This window comes from Picosynechococcus sp. NKBG15041c, assembly GCF_055380235.1.
Window position 1 is genome coordinate 55,174 of sequence record NZ_AP040364.1, and the last position, 24,454, is coordinate 79,627.

The window sequence follows — 24,454 nt, forward strand, 5'->3', positions numbered from 1 at the left end:
CTTGGTGCAAATCATGCATTCTGAAAATATAAATATGAGCATTAAATGGATTGATGAGGGGTCGTTTTAACTGAAGTTCTTATTTAAAACTGGTGGGTCATAATTGCCCATGGACAAAGAATTTTTTATGTCTATTACTGGGGATGTTAATTCAGTGATATTATAGAATCTACTTTCGGTTCTAGTGGGGATCAGCCGCTAGAGGAAACGGGGAAAGAGCAGTGAAAATCTGCCGCTGTCCCGCAGCTGTAAGCCGATTTTAAGGGCCAAGTTTTAGATTTTAGCGCTATGACAAATCTAAAATCGAGTCCCAAAAATTGTGTAAGTCAGAATGCCCGCCGATCCTAAACCACCTTCTAAAACATCTGCGAGGTACGGATGATCAACGTTTTAGTCTTGGCCTGTTCAAGTCCAGGTCGCCTTAGGAGTATTGCCACAAAGCTCCCATACCAAGGATTTAATCTTAACCAGGCATCCTTGCCAAATGATTGTTGACGCTTTTGCAAATTAGGTTGCGGCAATAGGGACTGTTTTAGGGCAGCATCCCGAGGTTTTTTATTACTTCAATCTGCTTTGCGATCGCCTCTTTTTACTTAGGTTATCCACGCCTCATTTAGGGGTTACTTTTTGCTGCACTGATAGCGTTATTTTCTCCTCAGTGGGCAACCGGATTTCCTAATAGTTTTCTGTGCAAATTTTTCGAACTATAGTCATTCAAGAAGACCCATTATTATGACCATTCAAACGACAACTATTGGTTACGCTCGTATGGGCAAACGCCGGGAGCTCAAGAAAGCTCTAGAAAGTTTTTGGAGCGGCACCACTAGTGCTGATGCTTTGTTCGCTATGCGGCAGGATCTTGAAACTCAGGCTTGGCAGGCTCAATTGGATGCGGGCATTGATCACATTGCGGTGGGTGATCAAACCCTTTATGACCATGTCCTGGACTGGACTGTGCGCCTCGGACTGATTCCCCGACGGTTTCACGGCTTGGGCGGCCTGGATCGCTACTTTGCCATGGCCCGGGGCCGGGACGCCTTGCCAGCACTGGAGATGACGAAGTGGTTTGACACCAACTACCACTATCTTGTGCCTGAGCTTGAAGACAATATGCAACCCCTCGGAAACTTTGGGGAGTTTTTGGCGATGGTGCAGCGATCGCAAGCTATTTTGGGCGATCGCGCTGTACCTGTGGTCCTCAGCCCGGTGACCCTCCTGGCCCTGAGCCGCCACAACGGGGATTTGATGGCTTGGTTGAATCAATTATTGCCGCTGTATGTGGATCTACTGACCCAACTCAAGGCATTGGGTGTGAAGGAAGTTCAATTGCATGAGCCAATTTTGGTCACCAGCCAAGCCGCCGATCTCAAGGCCGCTGTCCAAGGCACCTATCACCAATTGGCCAGCGCCGGCTTGCCGATACAGCTCGTTACCTACTTTGATGATCTGGGGGTGAACTATGGCTGGGTCACACAGCTCCCTGTGGCGGGTCTCAGCCTAGATTTTACCCGGGGTAGAAACTTAGATCTGCTCACAACCCAAGGATTTCCTCCGGGGAAAATTTTGGGGGCCGGGATCGTTGATGGCCGCAATGTTTGGCAGATTCACCCCAGTGTTGCTCTGAAAACATTGGAAAAACTCCAGGCGATCGCCCCCCATTTGCGGGTACAGCCGTCCGCCTCGCTGCAGTTTGTGCCCCATGATGCCACCTTAGAAACCCAGTTACCTGAGCCGCTGCGCCATGTCCTGAGCTTTGCGGAACAAAAGTTAGCGGAGGTGACCTTCCTCGCTCGCACGTTAGCTGGTGATGAGACGACGACCCAACAAAGGGCGATCGAACAGCAGTGGCAAACCTTTAAGCAGTTCAATCCACCAAATGTCGCAGTGCAGAGCGCAATCCAGAAATTGACGGCAACAGATTTTCAGCGATCGCTGCCCTATGCCCTCCGCCTAGAAAAGCAAATTAAACTGCCCCCCCTGCCCACGACGACCATCGGTTCCTTCCCCCAGACAAAGGATGTGCGCCAGTTGCGGGTGAAATACAAAAAAGGCGAAATTTCCCAGGCGGACTACCAGGCGGCGATCGATGTCCATATCGCTGACTGCATCAAACTTCAGGAAGACATCGGCCTAGATGTGCTAGTCCATGGTGAATTTGAGCGCACTGATATGGTGGAATACTTCGGCCAACAACTGAATGGGTTTGCCTTTACGGTTCACGGTTGGGTGCAGAGCTATGGCAGTCGCTGTGTGCGGCCCCCGATTATCTATGGTGATGTTGCCTGGCTCCAGCCAATGACCGTGCGAGAATTTCAGGTGGCCCAATCCCTAACGACTAAGCCTGTCAAGGGTATGCTGACTGGGCCAGTGACGATGATCAACTGGTCATTTACCCGCACTGATATTCCGCGCCGTGACCAAGCGATGCAAATTGCCTTGGCCCTACGGGAAGAAGTGGCTAGTCTAGAAGCGGCCGGGGCCACAATGGTGCAGGTCGATGAACCAGCCCTGCGGGAAGGGTTACCCCTGAAGGTCGAACGTTGGCAAGCATATCTAAATTGGGCAGTGGATGCTTTCCGGTTGGCTACTAGTGCTGTTAAACCAGAGACCCAGGTACACACCCACATGTGCTACTCCGAATTTGGCGACATTATTGAACATATTGAGCGTCTGGATGCCGATGTGCTCTCTATTGAAAACAGCCGCAGTAACAATGAAACGTTGTTTGAAATTACCGAGGCTGGCTATCGCTATCAAGTGGGGAATGGGGTTTATGACGTCCATAGTCCGGTTGTCCCCAGCGTTGAAGAGATGGTGCAACAACTGCGCACGGGCATTGACCACCTACCGATCGCCCAAACTTGGATTAACCCAGACTGTGGTCTGAAAACCCGCCGTTGGGAAGAGGTCGTCCCCGCTCTCAAAAACATGGTGGCTGCGACCCAGGCGCTACGGGAGGAGATTCAAAATGCCGCTGACTGATCTTTGGCAACACCGTCATACGACTTGGCAAGCTGCTTTTATCCGAGAAAATTTATTGTCTTTAGGTCACGGGGCTTGGCAGGGCTATGTGACCCAAGGGCGTGGCATGGTTGTTTGTGAGGTGGTGACAGCAGACCTGAGTGTGCTGAATTGGCGTCAGGATGTGGTGCCATATCGTCTCCAGTACCAGCCAGCCGCCACCACCCGTCCATATTTAAAATCCCGTGGCCTACCGGGGGAGGCGCTAGACTCTCTGTTAACGGTGGTGCAAACCTATAGCCCTGAGCGAGAAATGCTCCTTTTCCTGAGCCATGGTCGTTCGGTAGAAGTGAACTGGTTGCAAAATTTGGCGATCGCTCCGCCCGATTGTTACCGTCAAGTCGGCGATCGCTGGGATGAATTTAACCTAGATTCCGAGACGATCAGGGGAGATCAAGATGGCCCGCCATAGACCAAGACTTGCTGCCAAACAGAGGGCCGATCAGATCTCAACCATCAAAATCCGCCAGCTCCAACAATATCTCCATGGTCCAGGACGCATTCCGGCTGGGGCGCATCCCTTCGTGAAACAGGCGATTGAGCAAGCATCCCCTCAATCTTCTGCATCTCTGGGGGGGCAGCCGAAGCGCGGTGGCGATCGCCTCCCACACCAAGCCCTGAGTCAGGCGATCGCCGCATTATTCCAGTTGGCTAAGGGACGACCCTATCAGTGGATATTCCGCCTTTTGCCCAACCTTTTTCGCCCTGACGATCACCATCACCCATAACCCATTTCTCACGATATAAAAACCTAAAATGAATCTAACTAACCTATTGCTTTGGGGGCTAGGGATTGGTCTTTTATTGTCGATCATTGGCCTGTTCATTTACCTGCTGACCGCCCGTAAATACCAATCCTCCGCATCTGTCGCCCAGTCCTATGACGAATGGACCCAAGACGGCATTCTAGAATTTTATTGGGGAGAACATATTCATCTCGGTCACTATGGGTCCCCCCCCCGCCGGAAAGATTTTTTGCAGGCGAAGCATGACTTTGTCCATGAAATGGTGCGCTGGGGCGGCCTCGATCGCCTGCCTCCGGGCACAACGGTGCTGGATGTGGGTTGTGGCATTGGCGGCAGTAGTCGGATCTTGGCCCGGGACTACGGTTTTGAAGTGGTCGGGATTACCATCAGTCCCCAACAGGTAAAGCGGGCCCAAGCACTGACGCCTCCCGATCTCAAGGCACGTTTTCAGGTGGATGATGCCCTGAATTTATCTTTCCCTGATGCCAGTTTTGATGTGGTCTGGTCGGTGGAAGCGGGCCCCCACATGCCCGATAAGGCCCGCTATGCCCAGGAAATGCTGCGGGTGTTGAAGCCAGGAGGCATTCTTGTGGTCGCCGACTGGAATCAGCGGGACGATCGCCATCGGCCATTAAATGGGTGGGAGCGCTTGGTGATGCGGCAATTGCTTGATCAGTGGTCTCATCCGGCTTTTTCTAGTATTGAAGGGTTCGCGGCACAACTAGAAGCAACGGGCTTGGTCGGAGGACAAGTGACGGTGGATGACTGGACAAAAGAAACGCTGCCGGCTTGGTTAGATTCTGTTTGGCAGGGCATTCTTCGCCCTGGGGGGCTGCTGAAGTTTGGCCTGGTTGGTTTGATCAAATCGCTGCGAGAAGTGCCGACCTTTCTGCTGATGCGATTGGCGTTCGGGGTTGGGTTATGTCGCTTTGGTATGTTCCGGGCGGTGCGGTCTGTTGCCCCTAGGATAGCGATTGAAACAGTGACAGGGGCACAAAATCAAGGTAGTTGCGTGGGTCCATGATGACTCCACTGGACTATGACATCATCATCGTCGGGGGCGGTATTCCGGGCCTCACTTTAGCTTGTGGCTTGCGGGGTTGTGGGCTGCGCATCGCTGTCCTAGAAGCCCAGTCCGCAATTCAAGTGGGCGATCGCCCCCGTGCCTATGCCCTATCGCCGCTGTCTGCCAAAATTTTCCAGGCAATGGGGCTCTGGAAACAGCTCGCCCCTGCCATGACCCATTTCCCTAAAGTGGTGCTAGCCGATGGGCATTGTTCTCACCAAGTTGTCTTCAGACCAGTAGATTTGGGCGAACCCGCTGTATATCACTGTGCCGAGCATCGAATTTTGCAACAGGCGCTCCAGGGGCAAATCGCCACGGATCCCCAGATTACCTGCCACTATCAAGCGTGGGTTCAGACGGTTGTCTATGGTGAAATGGCCGCAACGGTGACGGTGGCGACAGAGCAAGGGCAACAGAGTCTGACCACTGCCCTGGTGGTGGCGGCCGATGGGAGGCGATCGCCCCTGCGCCAAGGGGCGGGAATTAAAACCGATGGTTGGGATTATTGGCAGTCTTGCATCACCGCTGTGGTGACGCCAATGCAGGATCACCAAAATATTGCCTACGAGCGATTTTGGCCCGGTGGTCCCTTCGCCATCTTGCCCCTACCCCACAATTGCTGCCAAGTGGTTTGGGTTCTCCCCCATGCCGAAGCTGAGGCGATCGCCGCTCTGCCCCCTGAACAATTTCTGGGTGCGATGGCACAGTGCTACGGCGATCACTCCGGGTCACTGCGTCTATTGAGTCAACCCCTCGTTTTTCCGGCGCGCCTGATGCATAGTCGCCGCTATTATCGGCCTCGACTCGTGCTTCTGGGGGATGCCGCCCATCACTGCCATCCTGTGGGAGGCCAGGGGCTGAACTTAGGGATTCGCGATGCCGCCACCCTCGCCCAGTTACTACTCAAGGCCCGAGAACAAAACCAAGACCTCGGTCATGTCCGGGTTCTACGGCGCTATGGTCGTCGTCGTCATTTAGAAAACTGGTTCATTCTCCTGTTTACCGATGTCCTAAACCGTGTTTTTTCCAATAACTGGTGGCCCATGGTGATCGGGCGGCGGTGGGTACTCTGGCTGATGAAATACTGGTCACCCCTACGGCGCGTCATGCTACACCTAATGACGGGTCTCTGGGGCGATCGCCTTTTTAAGTTTGTTGTACCAGAGAAGATTGACCCAACAGAACCTAAGGTCCTTGAAGTCCATGAACCTAATACACCCATAGACCCCGCTAAAACCAGTCGTAAAATTGGCCAAATAAATAATTAAGCCCAATCTTTATTTGTACACAAAAAAATTACCAACTTCCCTCTACCATTTGACTGAATTAACGACAGATTTTTAACCATAAATTGCCAAATCAAAAAAATGCAACAAAACTCAATACAAAACTGCATATGTTGATTTTTTTTGAACTATAAAAGAAAGCAAGTCTAGAGATCACTTGATGGAAAGTTGTGGAATAGTGCTTCCCTGAGAGGCATATAATTTTCACAAAAATTTCCATCAAAAAAATAAGTACATATCGTTTAAGTCAAATTAAATAGATAACTATAAAGAGTTATTTTGATTTCAAAAAACTCGTGGTTATTTTGCGACTTTTTACGATTCTTAGACCAAATCTGAGTACTTTTCTCTTAATTGCTTAAGTACTATTGGAGAATAAATTAATGGAAGTATCCACTTTTGAATTGTTAGTTAAGCGCATTGCTCCTCCGCCAGCTGCATCTGCTATTGCCCGGCGCGTAGTACAAGGCTACTTTCTTACTATTTCTAACCTTGAAAATGAAGCATTTCAGTATACTTTAGATTTTTATATCAGCCTGCCTAATCCCCCTAATTCAAACAGAACCTTGGTAAACAATGCTGTTGTGCTCATCGATGTTGCTGGGGCCAATCAACCCCTCACCTTAACGCCAACTAATGCCACTGTTAGCACAACTCGTTTTTCAACAAGTTTTTCTCTCGGAGCTAGACAGACTGCTTCTGTACAACTGCTGCCTAATCTCACCCCGGCACTCCTTGCAGAAACAAATCCTGATTTGGAAGTCCGTGGCTTTGTAGAAATTCGATTACCTGCCATTTTTAGACGAGCACCTTTATTCAGACGAGTACCGCAGAGTAACCGTCCTGTAAAAGTGCTACTAAACCCAGAAATTCGGGGTACATTTTTACCAAACAACATTACTAACACTGCGGATTTTGACCAAATCAATTATCCTCTCGCTTTAGCTAGTGGTAATGGACTCAATCAAATTGAGCCTGAACCAGGCGGGCCTATTTTGATCAATCCAGGCGTTATTGATCGCCTACCACAATTGGGTCAATTGCCCTTTGATTTCACCTCCTTAAGTGAAGTAGAACAAGCCAATATTTTAGCGGAAGTCATGGGTCAAATTGATCCGAATAATGACAACCTACAGAATGTAAATCAGTTGCTTTCAAATTTGAATATTCCTATTCGTATGAACAACGCATCTTAAATTTCTACTGAATTTTAGAGCAGGCTCTTAAAAACTAGAGCCTGCTATGCTAAACCAATGATTAAGCCAAAATTTTATCCTATTTCATTTAGTTGGGTGGCCTTCCATCCAAAACCACGAGGGATCATTCAATTTATTGGGGGGGCATTTTTTGGGACTTTTCCTACGATTTTTTATCATCATTTTCTTCAAGAGATATATCAAGCAGGATATAGTATAATCGCTCTACCTTTTCGTTTCTCATTACGACATTGGAATGTTGCTAATAGCTTATTAGATGAACAAAATAGACTACAATGCTCGTTGCCTAAAATAGCAGAAAATATGGAGTATGATCCAGAAATATATCGAAAATCAGCTAACTATCATTGGATTGGTCATAGTTTAGGATGTAAATATATTGCGTTGCTTGAATTAATGACTAATATCAATGATGTTAGAAATTCTTCATATTCTAAAATACCCTTTAATCTAGATTATGATGGAATTTTTAATCAAAGTTCAATCTTAATTTCCCCTGATATTAGTGATTTAGATAGCGCTATTCCTTTAGGCCCACTGGTTACTTTATTGAATAAGCTGAATGTGACAGTACAGCCTGATCGAAAAACAACATTAAATTTAATTCGCGATAGTCGTTTATTTCAACTGACAGGGATGATTTCTTTTGACAAAGATGATATCGCAGGCAGTATTAAAGATCAAAATCCAGATGTTAGTGACGTACTGTGGCTTTATAATTATTTACAAAAAAAATCTCATCAAGTAACAGAATTACCTGGTAAACATCTGGAGCCTCTTGGCTGGAAAATTGGCAGCTATATTGTGGATTTTAATATTTTTGATAAGTTTATTAAGCCTTTGAAGCAGTGGAAACTGTCTGGGACAGTCGATAGTTTTTTACAGGAGTTTAAACAGAAATTAAAAAATTAGCTATTCCTTTGATTTTTCAGGAAATGATAAAAAATCTAAAGGGTTTCTAAAAGATAAATTCAAACAAGTTTAATAGAGAAAATAGATTAAATTTATTAGTTTGTTTTTTATGCTTGATTGTAAAATGCAAAATAAGTAAGGAATAATTTGACAAATAAAAGCATTGAGACAAGTATCTTAGAAGCTTTATTGTCTCAATGCTTGGTGAGTTGATAAAGCTAATATTCAGCAACTAAATAAAGAGCATTATTCACTTTTCCATAGGCTGCAGCATGGGGGCGATCGCAATCATCACCATAACCATAGGTAATCAATCGATTTCGATTTAAACAGAGTTTTGTAAACTGGGGTGCAAGTAAATTAAATAACTCAAATCTTGACTTCAATTCGGGAAAACGGCTTTGATAATTTAAAATTGCCTGTCGAACTTGACTCCAAAACTTCCATTCAGAATAGTTGGCATAGGTTTCTAATAAATCAGAAAGATAACGGTGATGACAAATAAATAAACCTGCAAAAATAAATTGACATAATCCTTCTGGGGGTTCAGTTAATAGAATTTTGCGTAAATCATCAGTTAAGTTTTCGAGTTCGGGCAAGGGATATTCACTAACATTCACATCATCGACAAAATCTTTCATGGCTAGACGGTGAGGAGTATGGTTTTTCAATACTAAAATTGTATTTTCCCCATGGGGTGAAAACACCACTCCATAACGATAGAGGTAATGTAAAAGCGGCGGTAAAACAGTATTAAATAGGCGGTCTAACCATTGCTCTAAAGTTAAACCTGATTTTTCCACTAACTGAAGGATATAGGGAGAATTTTGATAGTCACAATGTAAGAGGGATGCGAGGGTGATGGCTTGTTCATCGTCTTCGAGATAGCTTAAAACGCTTTCCCGCCATAGGCAACCTAACATTTCCTTGTATTGATAGGGTGCGCCAGAGAGATTTTGATAATAGGGGTGATTGTAGTTTAAACTCGCAATTTCTCCGGGTAAAATGAGGCGACATTCTTGACTTAAAAATGAATCTTCGTCACAGATAGATTTTACCCACTCAGTTACTTTTGGGGCGACTTGGGTTCGCTCGTTGGGTAAGCCACGGTAAACCAAGGTATTTAAAATACTGAGGGGAAGTTTTACGTGATGTTTTTGGCGATGGCTAATATTGACAAAGGTACGAATAGATTGTTGTGGGAGATACTGGTCATGACTCTTGCCCAAATAAATAATTGACTTGAGGGCGATCGCCTCCGCAAATAAAGGGATCACAATATTTTTCCATTGCCAATCATGGACGGGGAGAAAATAATAATCTTCTGGGTTTAGTTGTTCATTGAGCAGAGTTTGCTTAAATGTTTGGGTTGTTTCGGGCTCTAATTCTTCTGTGATTAGCCGTTGATAATCTAATGATGGAATCGCATTAAAAGTGCTATCCTTGCGCGCGATTGCAATCCATGTCATACAAATTGGCTCTTTACTCTCTGGGGCATGGAGAAGATAGTCATCATAGCCAAATCCGATACGCCCCTTATTAAAAGTAATCCAGGGATGTCCTTCCATTTCCCCTTCAAGATGGGCATAATCCAAAGCTAATAAATCTACTTTTTTTGCCGTTTTATTCTGTTGAATATGAGCATCTGCTACCAAAGTATTACTCAATTCTTTAATTAAATGGGCGGTAGTTTCTGCCGTCATGCCTACGGTTTGATGAATGTCAATGGCAAACTGAAATGGACTTGTAGCAGTTTCCCACTCACCGTTTTCTCGACGATAAATAGATTCTGGCAAGACGCGGTAACTATCAAAAAGACGTTTTTTTGCTTGGAATTTGTAACTGATGCCTTTTGGTAAGTTTAGTTGATAGGAAATCAAAGAATCTCGTTGTTCAATGATTTCAGGGGAAATAATTTCCTCATAAAGAAACTCCGATACCATTTTTGCTAATAATTTTTGACTGACATCTTGCCAAATTACAGGGTTAAAAGCAGAGTTGAGAGTATTAAATTGCATGGTTTTTTCTCCTAATATTTGCAAGTAATTAAATTCAAAAAAAGATATGGATGTGAATGGAAATAATCCTATGAAAACCCTTCAGAAAGTTTGAGTCTAAAAACTGTTAATTTCGCCAAAGCTAAATTCAAAATACATAAAGTGGCGGCGGCAATGAGGGGGAATGCCAAACCATAGCTATTCACCAAACTAGAAGCCAGTAAAGGCGCACTTAGGTGTCCAATGTTGGCAAAGGAAGTAATCAGACCATAATTAAAATGTAGATGATTGGATTTACTATTTTCAAACAATTTGAGTTCTAAAACCCCTTGGGTAATCGCCAGAAAGAAACCATAAATTACCCTTGCCATAATGAATATAGGCAATGATTGGCTAAAACCTTGGAGGTATAAACTTCCAATTAATAGCATTATTCCCGTGGTATAAAGCATAGACAAACGGCTAGATGTGGCAAAATGGCGAATAAATGGCATAGATGCGATCGCCATTACACTGGGAATAAGAAATAGGAAACTACTGGTCATTAAATCAACACCAAATGGCGTAGGCTCTGTCACATAGGCAGTAAAATAAGGTCTTACTAAATTATTCGCTAGTTGAAAAGTGAGAACCACCAAACCAATAGCGATAATAAATCTCCACGGGTTTTTCCCTGAATCAACATTTTTAGCAATATTTTTTCGCTGATTTAACTTGGGAATATTCTTAAGTAGCATAAAACATAAAGTGAATTGTAAAACATCACCCAAAGCCACCCCATAAAACAAGTGCAAAGGATGCTGTAAATTGAGAACCCAAGCCCCAACCACTGTCGATGACACAATCGCCCCATGAAAAACCGCCTGATAAACTCCCGTTAATGTACTTCTCCTATGCTCCCCCCCCAATTCAATAATCAACGGATAAAGCAAAAAGTAACTACTCTTAAAAATAAGTAATAGAACCGTAATAAACGTAAATTGATAAACATTTTGTGTTAATGCCATCATTGCCGTCATTACCGCCGTGCCTAATTGTCCACCAGATAACAGTTTTCTCGCCTCAAACCGCTTCGCTAAAAACCCCCAAATGGGAGTAAAAAGAACCACTGTTAATCGACAAATAAAGATATAGTATCCTGCATAACTTAAATCCTCAACCCCGAAAACCTTACTAAAAAATAAAGGGTAAAAAGGAGACAGCAACACCTCCGAAAACAAAGACAAAAATACACAGAAAAACAAACCGATAATCATTTTTTGTGAAATAGTCTTCATCCAGAAACCCCAAACTCTTGGAAAACATTTTGAGAGGAAATAGGATAAATTTCTTCTTCCAATAGGGTATTAATAATCACAGAACTTCGGTGAGCGCCTAAGCCTAAATCTGGGGCGCCAATGCCATGGGTATGCAGTTCGCCATTTTGAACGAAAATAGAGTTAGGAATATCTTGGGTTAACTGCAAACGATAATCAAAATTAACACCATAGCGATGTTGAGAATCCCACTGAATTAGGGAATTTAATCCGTCCATAAATGAGGGAATGGAATGCTGATAACCTGTTGCCAAAATAATACAATCAGTATCATGGCTTACATAAGTATCCTCTTGACAGTGACGATAACTTAATCGATAACCTGCCTCAATTTCTTCGACTTCCTTGACTTCCAATAAAGGACGAAGACGCACATTGAGGGCTTTTTGACCAATAGAACGTTCATATAATAGATTGTAAATATCAGCAATTAAACTAAAGCTAATTCCTTTGTAAAGAAGGTTTTGCCTACTTCTGATCTGATCTCGTTTTTCCTGCGGTAAATGATAAAAATATTTGATGTAGTCAGGGGAAAAATGTTCTAGGCCTAACTTAGAATATTCCATGGGAAAGAATCCCGATGAACGGGTGTGCCATTCTAAATAGTAATGATACTTTTCTTGATCTTGTAAAAGCTGATAAAACACTTCGGCGGCACTCTGCCCAGAACCAATGACGGTGACAGATTTTGCGGTTTGATATTGATTTTGCTTATGTAAAAATTCTGCGGAATGGAAAATATTTTTCTGAGATTGAAAATTTTTAAAACAAGGGGGCATTGCAGGAGTTGTGCCAACCCCTAAGACTAAGTTTTTAGCTTTGTAACTGCTAGTTTCAGAGGTTAAGACATTTTTTGATTGAACCATAAAATATCCCCCCTCATGCCATGTAATAGACTCCACTTTTTCTGAAAAACGACAACTTTTAAGCTGTTGTGAAACCCATTGACAATAATGGTTGTATTCACGGCGATAAATTTTAAATTCTTCCAGAAAATAAAAATTATAAAGGCGAGAATGTTCCCGTAAATAATTCAAAAAGGTAAAACGACTACGGGGATCTGCCATAGTTACCAAATCGGCAAGAAATGGTACTTGAATGGTTGTTCCTTCCATCAGTAGTCCTTCATGCCATTGAAATTCTGTTTTTTGTTCCAGAAAAATAGTCTCTAATTGAGAAATGGGTTCTATGAGGGCGGCCAAACTCAAATTAAATGGGCCAATACCAACCCCTAAAAGATCGTAAATTTTTTCGGTCATTGTTGATTGTTTGTCTAAATTCTTAAGATGTACAAAACTTGCTTATTGAGAGGATCTAAAATAATGCCTTTAGCTCTTACTATGAGTTAATCAAAATTTGCCGATGTGAAAATATTTTGATCCCAAAGTTCTTCAAATTTGGTGCGATCGCACTTCATCAATGCACCGGTTTTGTCTGGTAAATCAATTTCTTTTTGGAACTCAAAGCCACATTTTTTAAAAATATGGATCATTTTTTGATTTCTGGCATCGGGTTCAGTCATAATTTTTTGAGTTTCTGGGGTCTGAAATTGAAACATAACCATGGCACGTAATAAAGGTAACGCCAAACCTTGCCCCAAAAATTGGGTATCCCCAATCAATAAATGAATGCCCTGATCAAATTTTTCTGCCGGATAGTAATTAGCAATAATATCATCGATCGCCCAGTAGGACTCCCAATAACTTATGGGAACACCATTTAATGAACCGATGTACAATGTTTGGTGAGGATCTGCGATCGCCTTAATGAGATGATCATACATTTTTTCTAAGGAAAAGTTCAACTTCCAAAAAGGAATCACATGGGGACAATTCATCCATTGATGAATCCGTTGTAAATCCTCCGTGAGAGTGACAGGGCGAAAAGAAATCTCTTTATCAATGGTGCGATCGTAAATAGTAAAATTTTTCTTCCTCGTTAAAATTGATTTAGACATAAGCACCTCCTAAAACGGGATTTTTCTTTTCTACTAAGGGATTGTGAATATCAACATAAACAGATTGAGTAGCCACAGAACCAACCAATTCGTCCATATTATGGAAGCGAGTTAACAAATTAGCTTTACTGCGTAGTGTGGATTGTCGTAAATGCTCTAGTAATAATGAACCAGACAAATTCTTATTTTCAAATTCTGTTAAATGTTTTCTTAGTTCTGCAAAAAGTAACGACTCGTCAATCAATCCCGCCACACCAAAAGCATTAATTGAACCAAAAATATTATTAATGAAGAGATAGTACATTAATCGTTCATCAATCACTTCGTCATCGCAGATTGTCTCGCTTTTTTCGCTAATATTGGGCAAGATACTGTTAAGCAAATACTGAAATGAGCGACGGTAATAATAACCTTGATTGTCTCGATAAAAAAATCGATGGGGATAACCTTGTTTCAACTCTAAAAGGCTATTTTGTTGGTGAGCTTCTAGGGCAATACCATAGGTAAAATAAAGCCAAAGAATAGGTTTTAAGGAAATCTGCAAATACTCTTGAAACCACTTTAAGCTAATTACCTCCGTAGAAACATTTTCTTTTTTGGCAAGGGTATGAATAATAGTTCCTAAACGGGAACTTTGACCTGTAACAGAATCTTGACAGAGGGCAATTAAACAGGTTGCATCGGTGGTGACGTTGGTAGGTTGAGCATTGCTATGGCTTTGATAATTTTCCGTGTGAAAAGGATTACTTCTCAAAATCGTGGCAAATCCAGATTCTAAGCCATCAAGGGGGATGGTAATATAAGCGGGATCTCGAACAATATCAAAGTTAGGAAAATGTGCATACAAATCCTCCCCAATGGGACTAGAAAGGATGCGATTAACTTCTAAACCCCGCTCTAATTCCTTATATAGATTTCCTCGAATAGAGTTGGTAATTTTCACATTTAAGGAAAGTTTAAACATGAATTGCGATTGAGAATTATAAACGGTGCGAATAGAGGAAGTTGGTTGATAGGCTTTGCCCTGTTGTCCTATGTCTTCTAATAAACCCCCGTTTAACAATTCCTGCACTTTGGGAGAATGTTTTAACCATTTTGCCTGCCATGGATGGACGGGAATCAGGGCGTATTCATCTGGGTTACAATATTTATTTTTAAAAGATTCACTGATGTTTTGATCTGTCCGTAGTTCCTCTTTGATCAATTCTGTGGCTGTTTTTTCGAGGGTTGAACCTTCGAGGACGATGGATGAATGGGCGCGAAAATAATGCAGGGAAAACTTACCTTGAGTTTCTGGGGAATAGATAGGTAATTCCTCCTCTAAAAATCCTTGGCGACTTTTGGGGGTGGGGTGAAAATGATGCCCAAAAATCAAAGATTGTTCGCTGTCAATAAAGTTTTGATGGAAGTCATATAAACTATCAATGTCTGGCTGACGATGGCTTAAAAACTGCTCGATGTTTTGGCAACTTTGGATCACCCGCAGAATTAATTCGTCACAGTTTTCTGAGCTATTACTATTTAAGCTTAGTTCTTTGGAAATTAGTGCAGTTAAGGTTACGTAGTCGAGTTTTAATAGTTCGCTGGTGTTTTGGGGCTTGTAGAAAATGGGAAAGGTAAACAAGTGGCGATCGCTCAATGACCAATAACGAACTCCTGCAAAAATATCTAAATTTTGATGGGGTAATGGACAACAAAGGACGACTTTTGCTTCGGTTAGTTCACTGATTTTGATTGCTAACGGCATATCAGGGGGTAATTTTTTATACTCTCTGGTTTCTCGCAGATAACAATTGAGAAAACTTTGAATAGTAGCTTGTTCAGCAATTTTTTTTGAGTTCATGGTTGTTTATATCTGTTGTAATGTTTTACCTAAAGATTTGATTTCGATCAGTAGTTTTTGGAGATCTTCCAAGGTTGTCAGAGGATTTAGAAGGGTAAATTTGAGATAGTTTTTACCTTTGACTTGGGTTTGAGCAATAATTGCTTTGCCTTCGAGCATCAATTTTTTTGGGATTTGTTCATTGATGCGATCAATCTCGGCTGCTGTTCCTTGACTGGGTTGGTAGCGAAATACAATAGCATTGATGGTGGGTATATTCGCCAACTCTAATTCTGTATCTTCGGCAATAATATGGGCGATCGCCTCTGCTAACTCGATGGTGCTATCGATCATTTCTCCAAAAGTTTTCACCCCCAAGATTTTCAAAGACAGCCATAACTTTAAAGCATCAAACCGTCGGGTAGTTTGAATTGATTTTGTCACTAAATCGGGAATACCCTGGGCTTCATTACCTTCGGGATTGAGATAGTCTGCATGGAGTTTAATCAAACTAAAATTAGCCTGATTTTTGAGCAGAAATGCACCGCAACTAATCGGTTGATAAAAGAGTTTATGGAAATCAACAGTGATGGAGTCAGCAAGTTCAATTCCTTTTAGTTTTTGACTATGGATTTGACTTAGTTTTAAGGCACCACCATAGGCAGCATCAACATGAAACCACAAATCATTTTCTTGGGCAATTTTTGCAAGTTTAGGTAAGGGGTCAATACTACTAAAATCAGTAGTTCCCGCCGTGGCAACGATGGCAATAGGTCGTAAATTACTTTCTTTGAGTTCCGTCAGTTTTTTAACCAAAATTGTTGGTTTTAGTTGGAAATTCCCATCAGTTTCAATGGGAATAACGGTACCTTCTCCTAAGCCTAAAATTGCTGCAGCTTGACGAACAGTAAAGTGAGCAACATCAGAGCATAAAATCCGAAATTGTTGGGCCTCTGGCGGTAACCCTTGCTGTTGAATTTGCCAGTTTAAGTGGGTTTTGGCATAGTTATCCCTCGCCAGTAGTAACCCCATCAAATTGGATTGGGTGCCACCACTGGTAAAAGTGCCATTAGCAGCATTGCTGTAACCAAACAAATCACAGAGCCATCGGGTTAATTGTTGCTCCAGAATGGTTGCACTGGGGCTTTGATCCCAAGAATCCATCGATTGATTCAAACTGGCAATGATCAATTCGGCGGCGATCGCCGGAATTAGGGGGGGACAGTGGAGATGAGCAATACAGTTGGGGTGGACCACCATGGCTGCATTGCCAATGATCTGAGATAACTCAGTTTGAATTTGTTGATAATTTTTCTGAATAAAGTTTTTGGGGCAAAAGTTCCTGAAGCTTTCCTCCAATACCCAAGGGGCTAGGCCAGTATAGGCTTGTCTTTGTTGAGATAGATTTGTAATAAGTAGATTTTGGGCAATGGCGATCGCCTGCTGATAACTCTCAATACTTTCTGCTTGATCCGTCAGAAAATATTGGTCAAAGCGGCGCGCCTGACGCGATGATGACATAGGAAAAATGGCTAGATTACTAAAGACAAAGATCCGCTAAAACCTTTATGGAGAAAGGGAGATCCGGTTTTAGATACAAACTTGACGGCGATCACCCTAGGCGAATGCTTGTTCTGCAACCTGTACCGCTTGGGCAAAAATTTCACTGATGATATCGATCTGATCCGCAGTGATGATCAGAGGCGGCAGGAAACGCACTACTGTCCCAAAACGTCCGCCCAATTCTAGAATTAAACCCCGTTCCAGACAAGCCGCCTGAATCCGCCGCGCCAGCTCTGGGTAAGCTGTTTGTCCACCATTGGGATTGATAATCTCTACCCCGAGCATCAAGCCCCGTCCCCGCACATCACCAATACAGGAATGCTGCCCTTGGATAGCCCGTAAATTTTGCTTCAGGCGATCGCCCAAAACTTGCACAGAATGGACCAATTGATTTTCAATAATATAGTTAAGCGTGGCGGTACCCGCTGCCATTGCTAACTGATTACCCCGGAACGTGCCAGCATGGGCGCCCGGTTTCCACAAATCGAGCTTCTCATCATACAAAACCACTGACAAAGGCAAAGAACCACCAATCGCCTTCGACAGTAGCAGCACATCTGGGGTAATTCCCGCCCGTTCAAACGCATATAGGTGACCCGTGCGTCCCCAACCCGTCTGGATCTCATCAATGATCAACGGAATATCCCGTTCACTGGTAATCCGTCTCATCTCCTGCAACCAAGCATCCGGCGCAGGAATCACGCCCCCTTCCCCTTGGACAACCTCCAAAATCATGCCCGCAGGTGGCACAATCCCACTTTCAGGATCTTCTAGCAAATATTCAATATAACGACTACCAATCTGTTGACCGGTCTTACCACCGACCCCAAACGGACAACGGTAATCATAGGGATAGGGCAGAAAATGGACATCCGCCATCAAGCCTGTCACCGCAGCCTTGGGCGCAATATTCCCCGTTAAGCTTAAGGCCCCATGGCTCATACCATGGTAACCGCCAGAAAAGGAGAGGATACTCCGTCGTCCCGTTGCCGTTTTGACCAGTTTCAGAGCTGCTTCCACCGCATCCGCTCCCGTCGGACCACAGAATTGAATCTTCGCCCGTTTCGCAAAATTTTCTGGCAAACTGGCGAATAATTCCGCCACAAAACGATCCTTGATCGGTGTCGTCAAATCCAATGTATGCAAAGGATAATTGCCTGTTAACGTCTGTTGCATTGCCTCAATGACCACCGGGTGATTATGCCCAAGGGCAAGGGTTCCTGCCCCTGCCAGACAGTCAAAATAGACATTGCCGTCCACATCCGTCACAAAAATGCCCTTTGCTTCCTGAATCGCCATCGGAATGCGGCGGGGATAGCTACGGGCATTGGATTCTCGGAGCCCTTGACGTTCTAGATAGGCCTGGGAATGCTTCCCCGGCAGCGATCGCCCCTGTATTACCCCTGGATTAGGCCCAGTTGGGATCACTCGTCCTAAATCATCACAAAGTTGTTGCATTGCTTTTCTTGGAATAAGGGTTCTTGATTTATTGAGAATCTATCTTAATAAAAACGCTCCTAGGTAAGATAACCCTAACTAAAAATATTTGTCAATAAATTTTTCGCACTCCAACCGAAAATCCGAATGATATGGAAGCAAAACTTTATTTTTAAATGGGCATAAAGTTTTTTACCCATTTAACTTTTTAACGATGTAATAACGACTATAGGGTCGGTCTGATCAGGGTGTGGTCACAGTGTTGTATTGAGCCGAGAGACGAAGAACCAGGAATCTCCGACCAGACCCGTCAGGGTTGAAGGGAAGGCGTTAAATCTAGAAAGCCTTTGTACACCAGATGAATCTCGGTGGTGTAGGATGAATAAGAATGATTATCATTTTTATATATGTCAACGCCATTATGTTCTTCTGAGTCTGCGTCAAATCCTATGGCAGAGTCAGCTTCCATTGAGGTCGCAGCCTGTCGCCCCCGTCGGCTCCGGCGCACAACCGCCCTGCGGCGTATGGTGCGTGAAACGGTCTTGACAGTTAATGACCTGATTTATCCAATGTTCGTAATGGAGGGCACAGAAAAGCGCGTAGAAGTCCCTTCGATGCCTGGTTGTTGGCGCTATTCTCTGGATCTGTTATTGACTGAAATCAAAGCAATCCATCGTTTAGGCATTGGGGCGATCGCCTTATTTCCGCTGATTGCCGACAACAAAAAAGACAATGCAGGGACCGAAAGCTATAATCCAGCTGGTTTAGTTCCTCGGGCAGTGCGTGCCATCAAAGAAACTATCCCAGACATGATAGTCATTACAGATGTGGCCCTCGACCCCTACAGCAGTGAGGGTCACGACGGCATCGCCAAAGATGGAAAAATTCTCAATGATGAGACCGTGGCAGTGCTGGTCAAACAAGCTTTGGTTCACGCCGAAGCAGGGGCTGATTTTGTCGCCCCATCAGACATGATGGACGGCCGCGTAGGGGCCATTCGTCGCGCCCTAGATGCAGAGGGTTGGATTCATGTGGGCATTCTCGCCTATTCCGCCAAATATGCATCTGCTTACTACGGGCCTTTTCGAGATGCCCTAGATTCGGCCCCTAAGTTTGGTGACAAAAAAACTTACCAAATGGATCCAGCCAATGGCAGGGAAGCTTTCAAAGAAGTGGAATTAGACATTCTTGAAGGGGCAGACATCGTGATGGTCAAACCAGCGCTGGCCTACCTCGATGTGATTTGCCGCATTAAGCAACGAACCAATTTACCCGTGGCGGCTTATAACGTCAGCGGTGAATATGCCATGGTCAAAGCAGCGGCCCAACAGGGTTGGATCGACGAGCAAACAGTCGTCCTAGAAACCTTGACCAGTATGAAACGGGCTGGGGCTGACATGATTTTGACCTATTTTGCGAAGGAAGTCGCCCTGGCTCTGCAGTCGGCATAATTTATTGCCCATCTAGGGCATCGCCGGGGGAAGCAATGACTGAATCCCTAGGCGATCGCCTGCCACCAAAACCGATAAACAATTAACCCATAGAATTTAATCCATGAACTTGCCCATTTCATTGAACGACATCCGCCAACAAGCGATTAGTACCGAAATTCAACCGCCCGTATCAGAGGCCGACATGCAAGCAGCCGTGCGGACTTTGCTTTTGGGATTGGGGGAAGATCCAGACCGCGAAGGTTTGCGGGATACCCCGAAGCGGGTGGTTAAAGCCCTCAAATTTCTGACGTCTGGTTATAACCAATCCCTCGATGAGCTGCTCAATGGTGCTGTTTTCCATGAAGATGCAAACGAAATGGTATTAGTGCGCGATATTGATTTATTTAGCTCTTGCGAGCACCATATTTTACCGATTTTAGGTCGCGCTCATGTGGCCTATATCCCTAACGGTAAAGTGATTGGTCTCTCAAAGATTGCCCGTATCTGTGAGATGTATGCCCGGCGTTTGCAGGTGCAGGAGCGCTTAACCCAACAGATTGCCGACGCCCTCCAGGGATTACTAAACCCCCAAGGGGTTGCCGTTGTCATCGAGGCGACCCACATGTGCATGGTCATGCGTGGGGTGGAGAAACCAGGCTCTTGGACCGTCACCAGCTCGATGCAAGGGGTCTTTGCCAATAATGAATCTACTCGCCAGGAATTTATGGAATTGATTCGCCATCGCCCGTCGTTCCACTAAAAACTTTGTCTTAACAACCCGAAAATCCCCTTAAACCGCCAATCTGGAGAAATTTAAGGGGATTGCTTGGAAAACAGCTTAATCAATCAACCGAAGCCCGCCGCTGTTCCGTAGCGCACCGTCCGAAAAATTACCTGATCATTATTGGGACTATAGAGGGTGTAGGTGGCTTGGTTCGGGATTCGTCCGACATTACCCACGCCAACGATCAGCCGTGCTGCAGCGTCGTCAGTTCCCGGGCGATCGCCCACCGTATAATTTTGAGACATCTGAGGCGTATCAAGAGTTGTTACCGTAGCGGCCAATTGCCCTGTGGTGACCTGATATTTAAATGTTTGACCCGATCGCCCACAAAAAAGACGGTTACTGCCTGTGCGAGAAAGGCGATCCAGCAAAATCAGCGGAGAAATGTCTGGGGTCAGGGTTTCAAACACCGTCAAACTACTGCCATGGAGCAAGAGACAGTCCAATTCCGCAAAGCCAAAGTGGAGCTGACTAAACCATTGCACCGTTTCCCGTGGGACATGATCCCAGAGTTGTTTGAGAATATGGCCCCCTTTTTCGACAAGAAAAGGATTGTCTTCGGGTTCCGCCGCTAAGCCCCGCACGATTAAACATTGTTCTTCCCAGGCTCCTTTACAAACCTGGGGGATGAGTTCGCCTTTTTTGGGATGGCGGATGCGCTCCACGACGGCATTCCCTGCGGGGGTGCCATCAATGAGATCGCCGAGGATATAAAGATCCGTGACCTTGGGGGTTTGTCGTCGAATATCCTGTAGTACCGCTTCATAGGCGGCTAAATTACCTTCGATGCCGCTTAAAATTGCCCATTGCATCATGGCTTTATACCCCCCGCTCACAGAGATGGGTTGGGTCATCGGCGCGTTCGGCAAATTCCATACCTTGGGCTAAGCGCCACGCAAAAATCGGCGGTAATCCTTTCTCAATAATCGCCGCACAGGTTTTTTGGTAGTCGTATTCCACTTCCCGTAATGCCACCTGATCGCGATCGCCGTCATAGATCACATAGGTGGCATTGGGGCGACCATGGCGCGGTTCACCGACGGATCCGGCATTAACGATGCGTTTGATGGGGGCAGTAAATTCTTGCTCTGGGGCGATCGCCTTAGCGGAATTCGTCTGGACAGAAAATTTCAGGGAAGCTTGGTCAAGGGTACGCACATAGGGAACATGGGTATGACCACAAAAGAGAATATCTGCCCCTGTACTGAGTACCCGTTCTAGTGCCAGAAAGCCATCCAATTCCGGCAGTAAATACTCATGCTGACTCTGGGGGCTACCGTGGGTAAAGGCAAATTGATCCTTCTTGAGCACCTTGGGCAATTCGGCGAGATAGGCACGGGTTTCAGCGTAAATTTCTCCGTCTGTCCATTGGTGGGCCAGTTTGCCCCGTTTTTCGGCTAGCAGGGAAGGATAACTGCAATCACAGGCATTTAACCCGTCAACAATATCCTCATCCCAGCACCCTTGCACCGTCGGAATATCCAGCGATCGCACTAATTCCACCACCTGATTCGGATAGGGACCATAACCGACTAGATCGCCGAGGCAATAGATTTGATCCACCTGTTGATCCTCAATATCATTCAGCACGGTGGTTAATGCTTCATAATTCCCGTGGATGCAGGAAATAACGGCTATTTTCATTAGTTTACGCTTAAATTTTATCGTTCAGTCAATTGTGTTTATTTACCGGAAAAACCCTGGGGAAGCTTAGGCAGCGGCATAGTCAGCTTCGGTGGTGTCTTGCCGTTGCTGCCGAATTTGTGCCTGATAGTAATCCAGCAGTTCATCACCTAAACAACAGTCAAGGAGAGTATTAGACATTTGTCGCCCGTCTAACTGCGTCCCGACTACTTCTAAACCGCTAAACCGTTGGGGTCTGCCCGTTAACCATTGTTGAACTGGGAGTTCACGGTAAAAACTGTCCTCCATGCCGGCCACATAGTCGAGATAAAACGCTCGGCCATCGACAATTTCGACAATGCCCTTGGCTCGCTGGATGTTGCCATAGGCTCCGGCGGTGAGTTCGTCCCAAAAAATATTCAGACTGGCAGGATCAAACACCTGACCACTGAGGGGCGATCGCCACACTTGAATCTCATTGCTGGGGAGGTGCATCGGGACTTCAATGATCTCGTTGGCCCAGTCATGCCAAGGGGAACTCGCCATCTGCTCGGGCACAAATGCCAACCGCTGGCAGGGAAAACCTGCCTCTTCCAATGCTTTTAGCAATTCTTCGCCGGAGGCGAGGGCCACATAAAAACCCAGCTCTAAGATGGCGATCGCCCCCTGTTCCACCGCTTGAACCAGTTCCACTTCCTGCCCCTCTTCTAAAAATTGCCAATGGGGAAATTCGAGGGCAAGACAATGGCGATCCACTGCGCAGTCCACGGTCCGGGGCGCGAAATAGATAATGGGCTCGCTGCTTTTTTGCAATTGTTGCCGGAGCCACTGGGTTTTGCCCGATCCTGCCAGTCCGGCGATCGCCACGATGGCTGTTTTTGTCCAATCGATCATCTGGGTTTTTCTTCCTGCCAGCCAACAAGCTAGCTTTTGATTTTGTGCTAAATTGCAATGGCATTATTTTGATAATGATTATCATTGTTTACGAAAAGCTTTCAAATGTCTACTCAGCAACGGTGTGATCTAGCGGTAATTGGGGCGGGAATCCAAGGTCTCACCTTGGTTTTACATCTCCTGAAAAAGCGGCCCCAATGGTACAAGCGCATTGCAGTTTTTGAGCCGAAAGGCCGATGGTTAGCCCAGTGGTCAGCGCAGTTTGCTGCCCAGGAGATTCCCCATTTGCGATCGCCTGCGGTGCATCATCCCCACCCCGATCCCTTCGCCCTGCGGCGGTTTGCGGAGGGGCGTCCCGATGAACTTTTCCCGCCCTACGACCTCCCAGGGACAAAGCTGTTTGAAGATTTTTGTCAGTGGGCGATCGCCGACTTTGCCCTCGATCAATTACTGATCCCAGAGGCAGTGATTGATTTAGAACCGCCAACTCCCAGACAAAAACAGTTCCAGCTGACCCTAGGCAATGGTCAGCAATGGCAAGCAAGGCGGGTGGTTCTTGCCACCAATCGCACCGAGCGCCAAATTCCCCCTTGGGTCCCACACATTTCTACGAACCATCCAGCGGATCGCCTTTGCCATAGTGAGGCGGTGGATCTGCGATCCCTATCCCTCAAGGGGGAAAAAGTTGTGATTATTGGTGGTGGTCTTTCCAGTGGACATCTGGCATTGGGGGCGATGAACCGTCAGGCAGAAGTCACGCTGATTGCCCGTCGTTCTTTCCAAGAAAAACTATTTGATGCCGACGCTGGTTGGCTAGGGCCTAAATATCTCAAGGGATTCTATGCCGAAACCGATTGGCAAAAACGCCACCAAATGATCCTGCAAGCTCGTAATGGCGGTTCTCTGACTCCTGCGATGATGCACCAGCTTCGCCGCGCCGAACGCCAAGGCAACATTACTTTAAAACCCTACTGTCAAATTCAAGCCGCCCACTGGCAGGACAATCACTGGCAATTACACTGCGAAAATGGGGAAATGATTAAAGGCGATCGCCTCTGGTTTGCCACAGGGACTCGGTTTACAATTGCTGCTGAACCCCTCCTCAAAAAAGTGAGTGAACAATATCCCCAAGCCACGGTCCAAGGTTTACCAATTCTCGATCAATATCTACGCTGGCAGGGCTGTGATCTATTTCTCATGGGAGGACTGGCCGCCCTACAAATTGGTCCCACTGCCCGTAATATCTCCGGTGCGCGCATGGCCGCAGGCGATCGCCTTGTGCCTGCTCTGACCAAAGCAAGTCTCCAGCGAATTTACAATGCCGTCGCCTGTTCCGGTATCAGCGCCTAAGACAAAACCCGAACCAAAGCAAGGGCCAAC

Annotated in this window: 20 protein-coding genes and 1 riboswitch; of the genes, 10 read left to right on the top strand and 10 right to left on the bottom strand. The window is 45.3% G+C overall.

The genetic code is table 11. The features are described from left to right. Window positions 1-159: 159 nt before the first annotated feature. Window positions 160-357, top strand: a riboswitch (cobalamin riboswitch). 375 nt (window positions 358-732) lie between these two features. The 7 genes from metE (at window position 733) to ACZ45B_RS13930 (ending at window position 8,248) form a co-directional block, all read left to right on the top strand. Further along, complete coding sequence (gene metE / locus ACZ45B_RS13900; protein WP_024546326.1) at window positions 733-2,982, top strand: 5-methyltetrahydropteroyltriglutamate--homocysteine S-methyltransferase; 2,250 nt, start codon at window positions 733-735, stop codon at window positions 2,980-2,982. Then, window positions 2,969-3,433 carry a hypothetical protein gene (locus ACZ45B_RS13905; RefSeq protein ID WP_024546325.1) on the top strand — a complete coding sequence of 155 codons (465 nt, stop codon included), beginning with the start codon at window positions 2,969-2,971 and terminating at the stop codon, window positions 3,431-3,433. The genes metE and ACZ45B_RS13905 overlap by 14 nt, the downstream gene beginning before the upstream one ends. Next, window positions 3,420-3,749, top strand: a complete 330-nt coding sequence (locus tag ACZ45B_RS13910) for a hypothetical protein (protein WP_024546324.1) — start codon at window positions 3,420-3,422, stop codon at window positions 3,747-3,749. The genes ACZ45B_RS13905 and ACZ45B_RS13910 overlap by 14 nt, the downstream gene beginning before the upstream one ends. 28 nt (window positions 3,750-3,777) lie before the next feature. Further along, window positions 3,778-4,791, top strand: coding sequence for a methyltransferase domain-containing protein (locus ACZ45B_RS13915; RefSeq protein WP_024546323.1), 1,014 nt, complete (start codon window positions 3,778-3,780; stop codon window positions 4,789-4,791). After that, the gene (locus ACZ45B_RS13920; protein ID WP_024546322.1) at window positions 4,788-6,101 is read left to right on the top strand and encodes an FAD-dependent hydroxylase; all 1,314 of its coding nucleotides are present in this window, start codon (window positions 4,788-4,790) and stop codon (window positions 6,099-6,101) included. The genes ACZ45B_RS13915 and ACZ45B_RS13920 overlap by 4 nt, the downstream gene beginning before the upstream one ends. A 401-nt stretch (window positions 6,102-6,502) precedes the next feature. Continuing rightward, window positions 6,503-7,315 (top strand): hypothetical protein, encoded by an 813-nt coding sequence (locus ACZ45B_RS13925; protein ID WP_024546321.1) that lies wholly within the window; start codon window positions 6,503-6,505, stop codon window positions 7,313-7,315. A gap of 57 nt (window positions 7,316-7,372) precedes the next feature. After that, window positions 7,373-8,248, top strand: a complete 876-nt coding sequence (locus tag ACZ45B_RS13930) for a DUF1350 family protein (RefSeq protein WP_024546320.1) — start codon at window positions 7,373-7,375, stop codon at window positions 8,246-8,248. A gap of 218 nt (window positions 8,249-8,466) precedes the next feature. Here the strand turns inward: ACZ45B_RS13930 and ACZ45B_RS13935 are convergent, their stop codons facing one another. The 7 genes from ACZ45B_RS13935 to ACZ45B_RS13965 all read right to left on the bottom strand — a co-directional run bounded on the left by ACZ45B_RS13935 (window position 8,467) and on the right by ACZ45B_RS13965 (window position 18,361). Beyond that, window positions 8,467-10,266, bottom strand: coding sequence for an IucA/IucC family protein (locus ACZ45B_RS13935; RefSeq protein ID WP_024546319.1), 1,800 nt, complete (start codon window positions 10,264-10,266; stop codon window positions 8,467-8,469). A gap of 68 nt (window positions 10,267-10,334) precedes the next feature. After that, window positions 10,335-11,522 carry an MFS transporter gene (locus ACZ45B_RS13940; protein WP_024546318.1) on the bottom strand — a complete coding sequence of 396 codons (1,188 nt, stop codon included), beginning with the start codon at window positions 11,520-11,522 and terminating at the stop codon, window positions 10,335-10,337. After that, window positions 11,519-12,820: a lysine N(6)-hydroxylase/L-ornithine N(5)-oxygenase family protein gene (locus tag ACZ45B_RS13945; protein WP_024546317.1), complete on the bottom strand. Its 1,302-nt coding sequence runs from the start codon at window positions 12,818-12,820 to the stop codon at window positions 11,519-11,521. The genes ACZ45B_RS13940 and ACZ45B_RS13945 overlap by 4 nt, the downstream gene beginning before the upstream one ends. A gap of 86 nt (window positions 12,821-12,906) precedes the next feature. Then, window positions 12,907-13,518 (bottom strand): GNAT family N-acetyltransferase, encoded by a 612-nt coding sequence (locus ACZ45B_RS13950; protein WP_024546316.1) that lies wholly within the window; start codon window positions 13,516-13,518, stop codon window positions 12,907-12,909. Beyond that, entirely contained in the window at window positions 13,511-15,361 is a 1,851-nt protein-coding gene (locus ACZ45B_RS13955) for an IucA/IucC family protein (protein ID WP_024546315.1), read from the bottom strand. The genes ACZ45B_RS13950 and ACZ45B_RS13955 overlap by 8 nt, the downstream gene beginning before the upstream one ends. A 6-nt stretch (window positions 15,362-15,367) precedes the next feature. After that, window positions 15,368-16,861 carry a pyridoxal phosphate-dependent decarboxylase family protein gene (locus ACZ45B_RS13960; RefSeq protein WP_024546314.1) on the bottom strand — a complete coding sequence of 498 codons (1,494 nt, stop codon included), beginning with the start codon at window positions 16,859-16,861 and terminating at the stop codon, window positions 15,368-15,370. A gap of 96 nt (window positions 16,862-16,957) precedes the next feature. After that, window positions 16,958-18,361: an aspartate aminotransferase family protein gene (locus tag ACZ45B_RS13965; RefSeq protein ID WP_024546313.1), complete on the bottom strand. Its 1,404-nt coding sequence runs from the start codon at window positions 18,359-18,361 to the stop codon at window positions 16,958-16,960. Window positions 18,362-18,789: 428 nt separating this feature from the next. Between ACZ45B_RS13965 and hemB the strand changes: the two genes are divergently transcribed. Next, the gene (gene hemB / locus ACZ45B_RS13970) at window positions 18,790-19,791 is read left to right on the top strand and encodes a porphobilinogen synthase (RefSeq protein WP_024546312.1); all 1,002 of its coding nucleotides are present in this window, start codon (window positions 18,790-18,792) and stop codon (window positions 19,789-19,791) included. A gap of 103 nt (window positions 19,792-19,894) precedes the next feature. After that, entirely contained in the window at window positions 19,895-20,533 is a 639-nt protein-coding gene (gene folE / locus ACZ45B_RS13975) for a GTP cyclohydrolase I FolE (RefSeq protein ID WP_024546311.1), read from the top strand. A gap of 86 nt (window positions 20,534-20,619) precedes the next feature. Here folE and ACZ45B_RS13980 read toward each other — a convergent pair whose 3' ends face one another. The 3 genes from ACZ45B_RS13980 to ACZ45B_RS13990 all read right to left on the bottom strand — a co-directional run bounded on the left by ACZ45B_RS13980 (window position 20,620) and on the right by ACZ45B_RS13990 (window position 23,074). Next, window positions 20,620-21,411 carry a metallophosphatase gene (locus ACZ45B_RS13980; protein WP_236612484.1) on the bottom strand — a complete coding sequence of 264 codons (792 nt, stop codon included), beginning with the start codon at window positions 21,409-21,411 and terminating at the stop codon, window positions 20,620-20,622. Continuing rightward, window positions 21,377-22,201, bottom strand: coding sequence for a metallophosphoesterase family protein (locus ACZ45B_RS13985; RefSeq protein WP_024546310.1), 825 nt, complete (start codon window positions 22,199-22,201; stop codon window positions 21,377-21,379). Before ACZ45B_RS13985 ends, ACZ45B_RS13980 begins: the two co-directional genes overlap by 35 nt. Window positions 22,202-22,267: 66 nt before the next feature. Continuing rightward, on the bottom strand, window positions 22,268-23,074 hold the full coding sequence (locus ACZ45B_RS13990; protein ID WP_024546309.1) for a CobW family GTP-binding protein: 807 nt from the start codon (window positions 23,072-23,074) through the stop codon (window positions 22,268-22,270). Between the two features lie 105 nt (window positions 23,075-23,179). Between ACZ45B_RS13990 and ACZ45B_RS13995 the strand changes: the two genes are divergently transcribed. Then, the gene (locus tag ACZ45B_RS13995; RefSeq protein WP_024546308.1) at window positions 23,180-24,424 is read left to right on the top strand and encodes an FAD/NAD(P)-binding protein; all 1,245 of its coding nucleotides are present in this window, start codon (window positions 23,180-23,182) and stop codon (window positions 24,422-24,424) included. The last annotated feature ends 30 nt before the right edge of the window (window positions 24,425-24,454 follow it).